The 8,639-nt window shown below is 71.6% G+C and carries 9 protein-coding genes; 7 read left to right on the top strand and 2 right to left on the bottom strand.

Translation table 11 applies throughout. The annotated features are described in order from the left end of the window. Nucleotides 1-437 precede the first annotated feature (437 nt). From ADX84_RS26480 to ADX84_RS24465, 3 genes are all read left to right on the top strand, one after another. On the top strand, nucleotides 438-596 hold the full coding sequence (locus ADX84_RS26480; RefSeq protein ID WP_199560701.1) for a hypothetical protein: 159 nt from the start codon (nucleotides 438-440) through the stop codon (nucleotides 594-596). A gap of 155 nt (nucleotides 597-751) precedes the next feature. Then, complete coding sequence (locus ADX84_RS24470) at nucleotides 752-2,212, top strand: asparagine synthase-related protein (protein ID WP_234004207.1); 1,461 nt, start codon at nucleotides 752-754, stop codon at nucleotides 2,210-2,212. Nucleotides 2,213-2,223: 11 nt separating this feature from the next. Further along, nucleotides 2,224-2,739, top strand: a complete 516-nt coding sequence (locus tag ADX84_RS24465; protein WP_049579710.1) for a GNAT family N-acetyltransferase — start codon at nucleotides 2,224-2,226, stop codon at nucleotides 2,737-2,739. A 464-nt stretch (nucleotides 2,740-3,203) separates the two neighbouring features. Here ADX84_RS24465 and ADX84_RS24460 read toward each other — a convergent pair whose 3' ends face one another. Together ADX84_RS24460 and ADX84_RS24455 are read right to left on the bottom strand one after the other, a co-directional pair. Next, entirely contained in the window at nucleotides 3,204-4,424 is a 1,221-nt protein-coding gene (locus ADX84_RS24460) for an ATP-binding protein (RefSeq protein ID WP_049579708.1), read from the bottom strand. Between the two features lie 16 nt (nucleotides 4,425-4,440). Beyond that, nucleotides 4,441-5,097, bottom strand: a complete 657-nt coding sequence (locus tag ADX84_RS24455; protein WP_049579705.1) for a response regulator transcription factor — start codon at nucleotides 5,095-5,097, stop codon at nucleotides 4,441-4,443. 226 nt (nucleotides 5,098-5,323) lie between these two features. On the opposite strand from ADX84_RS24455, the gene ADX84_RS24450 reads away from it, so the two are divergent. The 4 genes from ADX84_RS24450 to ADX84_RS24435 form a co-directional block, all read left to right on the top strand. Then, nucleotides 5,324-5,824, top strand: a complete 501-nt coding sequence (locus ADX84_RS24450; RefSeq protein WP_049579702.1) for a hypothetical protein — start codon at nucleotides 5,324-5,326, stop codon at nucleotides 5,822-5,824. After that, nucleotides 5,821-6,966: a peptidoglycan-binding protein gene (locus tag ADX84_RS24445; RefSeq protein WP_049579700.1), complete on the top strand. Its 1,146-nt coding sequence runs from the start codon at nucleotides 5,821-5,823 to the stop codon at nucleotides 6,964-6,966. Before ADX84_RS24450 ends, ADX84_RS24445 begins: the two co-directional genes overlap by 4 nt. Next, nucleotides 6,963-7,751: an ABC transporter ATP-binding protein gene (locus ADX84_RS24440; protein ID WP_049579698.1), complete on the top strand. Its 789-nt coding sequence runs from the start codon at nucleotides 6,963-6,965 to the stop codon at nucleotides 7,749-7,751. Before ADX84_RS24445 ends, ADX84_RS24440 begins: the two co-directional genes overlap by 4 nt. Beyond that, a partial coding sequence (locus tag ADX84_RS24435; RefSeq protein WP_049579715.1) for an ABC transporter permease occupies nucleotides 7,748-8,639 on the top strand: 892 nt, incomplete at its 3' end. The genes ADX84_RS24440 and ADX84_RS24435, both read left to right, overlap by 4 nt.

The following is an 8,639-nucleotide window of genomic DNA, read 5'->3' as shown; positions in this document are numbered from 1 at the left end:
CACCCCGCCGGTGGTGGGGATGGCCCGCCACCGCCATCAGCTCCACCCTCCTCCTGGGCCTGACCACCCTGGAAACCCTCGGCCGAACCCTCACCCACGAGATCGGCATCCCGACCTGAACCGACGAGAAGCCGGGGCCCGGCACCCGCCGGGCCCCGACCACCCCCGCAAACGCGGGAAGCAGGCGACCACTGCCTGGAGAGAGGAAGCGAGACGCCATGGACGACATGGACCGCCTGCGAAAAGTGCGGTGAGCCGTGCCAAGGCAAGCCGTGCGGTGACTACACGTAGAGCCCCGTTTCGCCCCCGAACCCCGTGGGCCCGGAGACCCGTCTCGGGCGAGCGGGTCCGAACGTCGCCCCGCTCGGCGGCGAACCCCTGTCCAGCGGGTAGATCCCTTCGGGCAGGAACCCCCGTTTCACGGAAGGAGACCTACGTTGTCCGACTTCATGCCCCCACCCACAGTGAACGTTCCGTCCGGCCTGTTCACGTCCCCGCCCCGGGACGTCGTGCAGAGCCCCGAGCAGAGCCACGAGTACAAGAAGAGTTCCGGCTCCTCCGACGCGGCGCACACCTACGACACCACCAAGCGCTAACCATCTGACCCGCTGAATCAACGCACGCCCCGGAGCACTCCATGTTGCGATTGCAGTTGACCCCCTACAGCGAAAATCTCACCTGGAGCTGGTCCGGGGCGTGTTACATCTCCCAGGACACCAGGAGCCGAATCGAACCCTTCACCCACCCGATGGTGGAGCACTTGGCGGCGACTGACGAGCGCCGGACCCTGATCGTCGTCCGGGAGCGCGTCGCCAACCGACCGGCCTGTGACCCCGAGGTCCGCACCCTCACCTCGGCCGAGTACGACCAGGCGCGCGAGGCCGCCACCCACTGGCCGACCGACTTCGTACTCGTGGAGGCCGAACCCGCACGCCCCGTGCGGGTGACCGCCGGATCAGCTCGAACCACGCCGCTCTACCTGGCCAACGACGGGCGAACCTTGTTCGGCTCCTGGGACATGGCCGATCTGCGCGCCCACGCCACCGGGATCAACCCCAAGGAGGCCGCACGGCTGTTGATCTACCGGCCCCGGTACAGCACCGACACCCTGTTCCGGGGCGTCCAGCGGCTCACCGAACGCGCGACCGCGCACTATGGCGGGCACCTGTGGATCAGCTACCCCGCCCCAGCGCTGCACCGCACTCCCCGGGAGCTGGCGCCAGGCGCCGACGTCCTGGGCGCGTTCGTCGCGACCATGGACACCGCAATGGACCGCCGCCCCTGGGCCCGAGGGAGCACCCTGTTTCACCTGACCGGCGGGTTCGACTCGGGCACCGTGGCCACTCGCGCGGCCGAGCGCCATCCGGGCCTGTTCCCCACAGCCACCCTGGTGATCGGCGGCCCGGGGCGGGAGCAGCAGATCCGGCGCCGCGCCGAGCTCCGCGACCGGGTGAGGTTCGCTGACCTCGACATCGTCATCGACGCCATGAAGTACCCGCCCCTGGCGCCCGAGTGCCGGTGGGTTCGCGGAGGTGTGACCGCGCCGACCGAGGAGCCATTGCACTACCCGTTCACGCAGATGGCGCGGGCGGTGGCCGAGGCTGGCGCCCGCACGGTGGTGACCGGACTGGGCGGTGATGAGATGGTCGCGCTCACCCAGGCGGAAGAGCCCCACAAGGGGTTGGGCGAGATCACCGACGCCCAGATCCTGCCGTGGGTCGGACCGCGCGCTCAGTCCGCGTTGGAGTTCTCCGACGACGGCATCGCGCCCCCGGCCCTGGTCAACTCCATGACGCTGTTGTCGCTGGAGACCACGGCCCCGCCCCTGCTGCGGGAAGGGTTGTGGCCGGTGCACCCGTTCGCTGATCCGGCCATGGTTGAACTGGGCGAGCAGTTGCCGTTCGCGTGGCGCGAGTTGAAGCAGGTGCAGCGGCGACGCCTGGGCGCGCTCGGTATGAGTGAGGACGTCATTCACCCGGTGGAGCGCGAGTCGTTCGCTGAGGTCATCGGACATTCGTTGACTACTCACGCGCCGAAGCTGTTCGCTCGTATGCTGGCCGGGGGTTCGCCTCTGTTCGATGGTCTGGTCGACCCGGACGGGCTGAGGGTCGCGGTCGAGAGGCTGACCGCCGACAGCTACGTCGAGGAGCGAGACGCGAAGCTTCTAGAGGTTCTGAGTCTGCACATGAGCGCTTCGGCGTTCCTTGGTTGAGAGGACGAAGCGTGTTCACCATGCGACCGGCCACCGAGGATGACGTCACGGGTGTGGCCGAGATGATCCGTGCCCGCTGCGGGTGGCAGGAACAGCGCGGTCTGGAGTCCTGGCGCGAGGAAGTCGACGATCTCGCCGGGCAGGCCGGTTCCGGGTTCATGTGGGTTCTCGAAGATGGCGGCCGGGTCGTCGGATGCACCACGGTGACCACGCACTCACCGCCGAAGGACTGGACCCCAGAGGAAGCGGCTGACCCTGCCCTCTACCTGTTCACGACCGTGACTGACCCGGCCTACCGAGAGCACAAGCCGGGGACCTTGATCGCGTTGTGGGCGGTCGACCAGGCCGCTCGGCAGGGACGCCAGTGGGTACGACGTGGCTGCTACTTCCCCGAGTTGGTCAAGTACTACGAGACCCAGGGGTACGACCTGATCAAGGAGCAGGACCGCAGCGCCGGACACCTGTACCTACTCGCGCGTCGCGCTGAACGCCTGGACCTCGACGCCCTCGGGCTGATGACGGCCTGACCCCACCAACGACGAAGAGCGCCCCCAGGCCGCCACGGCGGCCTGGGGTGCTTCACATGGCGACGACGTACAAGTCGCCACAGACGGCTGTGCGGCGCGCTTCGGGGTGGACGCCGTCCATGCGTCACCAACGCACCCCGGCCGTCTGGGACCATCCCCGGCGTGGCGGGAGCGGAGTCAGATGCTCGGGCAGCACAAGCGGCTGAGGTGTTCCTGGACGAGGGACACGGGTGGCTGGGGCATGGTTCCGTCCCCAGCCTGTGGATAACCGGTCGAGAAACGTTACGACGACCGCCGCCGGGAGCGCCCCAGCGGCGGGGGTCCGCTTTCGTTGCGTATTTTCGTCACGGCCGAGTTGCGTCCCCGCGACCGTCCCGCCGCAGGTCACCGCGCCACCCCCACGCCTCGGGACCGGGGGACCCGGCGCCGCGAACCCCTGACCGGGGGACAAACAGCACCCCGACTCAGAGCTCCGGGAAGCCCACGGTGACCACCAGACCCCCCTCCGGCCGCGCCCTCGCGGTGGCCTTGGCGCCATGGGCTGTGGAGATCGAACGGACGATGGACAGCCCGAGCCCGCTCCCGGGCCGGTCCCGGTGCAGCCGGGCCGCGTCGCCCCGGTGGAAGGGCTCGAACAGCTCCTGCGCGTCACGCACCTCCGTCCCGGAGTTGGTCACCCTGAGCACCGTGCGTCCCGCCGCCGTGCGCACGCGCACCTCCACCCACCCGTCGGCGGTGTTGTAGCGCACCGCGTTCTCCACCAGGTTGCGCACCAGGTGCTCCAACAGAACCGGATCGCCGTCCACCGGAGCGGGTTCCACGTCCAACCGCAGATCCACCCCCTCCTCCTCGGCCGCGCCCGCCTGCTGGGCGACCGCGCCCTGGACCACCTCCGCCAGGTCCACCTCCTCGGTCCGCGCCAGCCCCCGATCTGACCGGGCCAGCAACAGCAACCCGCTGATCAGCGCCTCACTGCGCGCCACCGAGTCCAGCGCCCGGCGGAAGGTCGGCCGCAGGTCGTCGGGCACCCGGTCCTGTGCCAGGGGCACCTCCAGCGCCGCACGCTGCACCGACAACGGCGTGCGCAGCTCGTGCGAGGCGTTGGAGACGAACCGGCGCTGGGAGTCGAAGGCCCGTTCCAGCCGGGACAGCATCCCGTCGAAGGTGTCGCCCAGTTCCCGGAACTCGTCGTCCGGCCCGTGCAGGTCCAGCCTGCTGTGCAGGTCGTGCTCGGACAGGGTGCGCGCGGCGTCGGTCACCCGGTGCAGGCGCCGGAGCGGCCCGCCCGCGATCACCCACCCGGCCAGCGCGGCCAGCAGGGTGACGCCCAGCAGGATCAGCACCGAGTTCAGGAGCAGGTCCGACAGCACCCCCACCTGGTAGTCGTCGACCAGGACGGCCAGGGGCTCGGTCTCCTCCCACCCGGTGACCGGTGCCGCCTCGCCGGTCTGCGCGGGAACGGTCGGAGCCGGGGCGACGAGGGTCTCGGCCGGGTCGCCGTTGGGAATCACCGCCGTCGTGGACAGCTCCACCCCCCGCATCTCCAGGCTCGCGGAGACCATCGCGTAGTTGGCGGCGAGGAGCAGCGCCCCGCCGAGGGCGAAGACCCCCGTGTAGACGAGGGCGAGCTTCGTGCGCAGGGTCAGGCTGGTGAACCGGTCCAGCCAGCGTCGTGGCACGGCCATGGGAGCGGCAGCCACGTCAGATCCGGTATCCGTGGCCGGGGACGGTCTCGATCACCGCGGGCGCACCGAGCTTGCGGCGCAACCCGTGCACCACCACCTTCAGCACCCCGCTGAACGGGTCCAGGTGGGCGTCCCACACCTTCTCGATCAGGTGGGTCGCGGTCACCGGCGCCCCGTCCGCGCGCAGCAGCTCCTCCAGCACGCCCAGCTCCTTGGGTGAGAGCGCGAGCGCCCGCCCGTCCCGGGAGGCGGTCCGCCGGGTGGTGTCCACCACCAGACCCGCCCGGCTGAGCGTGGGAGGGGCGGCCGGACGCGCCCGACGGCCCAGCGCACGCACCCGCGCCACCAGCTCCAGGTACGCGAAGGGCTTGGCCAGATAGTCGTCGGCACCCAGGTCGAGCCCGTCCACCCGGTCCTCCAGGCCACCGGCGGCGGTGAGCATCAGCACGCGGGCCTGCACCCCGGGGTCCTCCGCGATCCGCAGGCACACCTGGTCCCCGTGCAGCACCGGCAGGTCGCGGTCCAGAACGACCACGTCGTAGTCGTGCACGGTGGCCATCTCCAGCCCGGTGTCGCCGTCGTGGCACACGTCCACCGCCATGCCCTCACCGCGCAGCCCCTCGGCGACCGTCTCCGCCAGGTCGGGCTCGTCCTCCACCACCAGAATGCGCACGCTTCCCCCTCGCCCAGTCTCCAGCCGTCGGCGTTCCCGACTGACCAGCACTATCCGCCGCCCGGTTAGGCCGAGGTTAACCCCGCCGAACCCCCGCCTGGCCGGGGAACCGGGGGCCCAGGATCCCGGCTGACCCTAACCACCGGCTAACCGTGGTCCCGCTGACATGTGGCGTGCAACCCACGAGCGGCGTCGGCGGAAACGGCGCCCGAACCTGGAGGACCACATGCGTTCACTGACCCTCACGGCCGTGGCCACGGCGGCGGCCGGGCTCCTGCTCACCGGCTGCGGGGCCATCGGCGGCGACGACGCGGCGGACCCGGAGTCCACCGAGGAGAAGACCATGGAGGAGGCGATGCTGGACTACGCCGCCTGCATGCGCGACGCCGGTTTCGACATGCCCGACCCCGACTCGGACGGCGGCATGGTCGCCCTCCCCGCCATGGAGGAACCGGACGAGGAGATGCTCGCGGCCATGGAGGAGTGTGACGCGCTCCTCCCGGTGGACGAGAACGCGCCCTCCGAGGAGGAACAGTTCGAGTCCGACCTCATGGTGGCCGAGTGCCTGCGGGAGAACGGCATCGACGTCGAGGACCCCGAGCGCGGCATGGGCCTCGCCATCCCGGTCGACCCCGAGGACGACGAGCACATGGCCGCCGTCAGCTCCTGCACCGAGGAGGGCGGGCGGAGCCTGGAGCTCGAGGCCGGCCCCGAGGACGACTCGTGAGCGCGGACACCGAACTCCTCCCCGAGGACGGGGCCGACGACACCGAACGGCGTCGGCCCCGGTGGAACCGGGGATTCCTGTGGCTGGCGGCGGCGCTGCTGAGCCTCGTGGTCCTGTGCGCCGGAGCGGCGGTGACGGCCTGGGGCTGGCCCCAGGGCGTCAAGGAGGAGGAGACCACCGCCCCCGGCGCCACCGCCGCCGTCGAACGCACCACCCTGCTGCGCGAGGAGCGCCTGGACGGCACCCTCGGTTACGCGGGAGCGGGATCGTTCTTCGCACGCTCCGACGGGGTGCTCACCTGGCTGCCCGAGGTCGGCGCCGAGCGCTCCGCCGGGCAGCGGGCCTGGGAGATCGACGGCCGTCCCGTCATCCTCCTGCGCGGGGACAAGCCCGCCTACCGGACCCTGGAGCCCGGCTCCAAGGGGCCGGATGTGCGCCAGTTCGAGCAGGCGCTCGCCGAACTCGGGTACGGCGGCTTCACCGTCGACGACGAGTACACGTGGCTGACCGCCGAGGCGGTCAAACGCTGGCAGAGGGACACCGAGGGCATGGAGGTTACCGGCACGGTCGAGCCCGACCAGATCTGGTACGTCTCCGGACCGGTCCGGGTGACCGGCCACGAGGCGGCGGTGGGCGAGAGCGTGGGACCGGCGACCCCCCTGCTCACCACCGCCTCCACCCACCGTGTCGTTCGGATCGACCTCAAGGTGGGCGAGCGCGACCTCGTCGACGAGGGCGACGAGGTCACCGTGGAGATGCCGGACGGCCAGACGGTCGACGGTGAAGTGGAGTCCGTGGGGGACGTGGCCCAGGTGGATGAGGACGAGTCCGGTATGGGCGGCGGAGGCTCGGCCACCGTGGAGGTACTGGTCTCCCTCGACGCGGAGGGCGACGGCGCCGAGGGCTTCCTGGACCAGGCGCCGGTCAAGGTCCGCGCCAAGGGGGAGTCGCGCGAGGACGTGCTCGCCGCCCCGGTCGGCGCGCTGATCGCCCTCTCCGGAGGCGGCTACGGGCTGTCCGTGGTGGGCGGCGACGGAGCGGTGAGGGACGTTCCGGTGGAGACCGGCTGGTTCTCCGAGGGGCTCGTGGAGGTGACCGGCGACGGCGTCGACGCGGGCACTGAGGTGGTGGTTCCCGAATGACCGCCGTGGAGTTCACCGGGGTGAGCCGCCACTATCCGGGCGGGGTTCGGGCGCTGGACGGCGTGGACCTGAACGTCGAGCGGGGGGAGATGCTCGCGATCGTCGGCCCCTCGGGGTCGGGCAAGTCCACGCTGCTCAACCTGCTCGGCACCCTGGACGCCCCGACCTCCGGCCGCGTGCGCGTGTTCGGCCACGACGTCGGCGAGCTCACCGACGACCAGCTCTCCGCGCTGCGGGCGCGGACGATCGGGTTCGTCTTCCAGCAGTTCCACCTGGCACCCAACGTGTACGCGGTGGACAACGTGGCCGACGGCCTGCTGTACTCCGGCGTCCCGGCCCGCACCCGTGTGCGGCGGGCCCGGCGGGCGCTGGAACGCGTGGGGTTGGCGGACCGGGCCCACCACCGGCCGCACGAGCTCTCCGGAGGGCAGAAGCAGAGGGTCGCGATCGCCCGGGCCGTGGTGGGTTCGCCGCCGCTGCTCCTGGCCGACGAACCCACCGGGGCGCTGGACACCGCCTCCGGCGACGCCGTGATGCGGGTGCTCCGGGAGCTGAACGGGGACGGCGTCACGGTCGTGGTGATCACCCACGACCGTGAACTGGCCGCCTCCCTGCCGCGCCGCGTGGAGGTGCGCGACGGCCGTGTGGTCGCGGACTCGGGTACCTCACGGGGAGCGGGAGACCCAGGAGCCCTGGGTGTCCCGCCGACCTCGGCGAAATCCCCGGCGCAGGGCGTCGCTCCGGGCCCGCAAGGTACGTGGAGCCGGGCGGAGGCGGGCCGGTGAGGGGATTCCTGCGGCAGTGGCACGACCGCCGATCACCGCTGCGCCCCGCGCGTCTCTCGCTGGTCGACCGGTTGCGCACCGGGTCGAGCGGGCTGCGCGCCCGGCCCACACGGGTGGTGCTCTCCGCCCTGGGCATCGCCATCGGGATCGCCGCGATGGTCGCGGTGGTGGGGGTCTCCTCCTCAGGCCAGGCCGAACTCGGACAGCGGATCGCCCGGCTGGGCACCAACCTGGTCACCGTCGCTCCGGGCGAGGACCTGTTCGGCGACGCCGCCAAGCTGCCCGAGGACGCGCGGGGGCGGATCGACCGGATGCCGGAGGTCGAGCACACCTCGCAGGTGGAGCAGGTGAGCGGGACCCACGTCTACCGGAGCGACCTCGTACCGAGCGCCGAGTCCGGCGGGATCGCCGCCTACGGGGTCGACCTCGATCTGCTGGAGGCGGTCCGCGCCGAAGTGGACGAGGGCACGTGGCTGAACGAGGCCACCTCGGACCACCCCGCGGTCGTGCTCGGCGCGTCGGCGGCCGGGCGCCTCGGCGTGGACCGGATCACCCCGGACACGCTGGTGCTGATCGGGGACACCTACTTCTCCGTGGTCGGTGTGCTGGAGCGGGTGGAACTGGCACCGGAGCTGGACAACGCCGCGCTGGTCGGCCAGCGGGTCGCCGAGGACGTGCTGGGCGCCAAGGGTGAGGCCTCCACGGTGTACGTGCGGGTCGACCCCGACCAGGTGGAACGGGTCCGGGACGAAGTGGGCCGCAACGCCAACCCGGAGAAGCCGAACGAGGCCAAGGTGTCCCGCCCGTCGGACGCGCTGGAGGCCCAGCAGGCCGCTGACCAGACCTTCCAGGGTCTGCTGCTCGGGCTGGGCGGGGTGGCCCTGCACG

The organism is Nocardiopsis sp. SBT366 (genome assembly GCF_001083815.1).
Taxonomy (GTDB): Bacteria; Actinomycetota; Actinomycetes; order Streptosporangiales; family Streptosporangiaceae; genus Nocardiopsis; species Nocardiopsis prasina.
The sequence above is the reverse complement of the archived record's forward strand: the minus strand, read 5'-3'. Positions and strand labels throughout refer to the sequence as shown.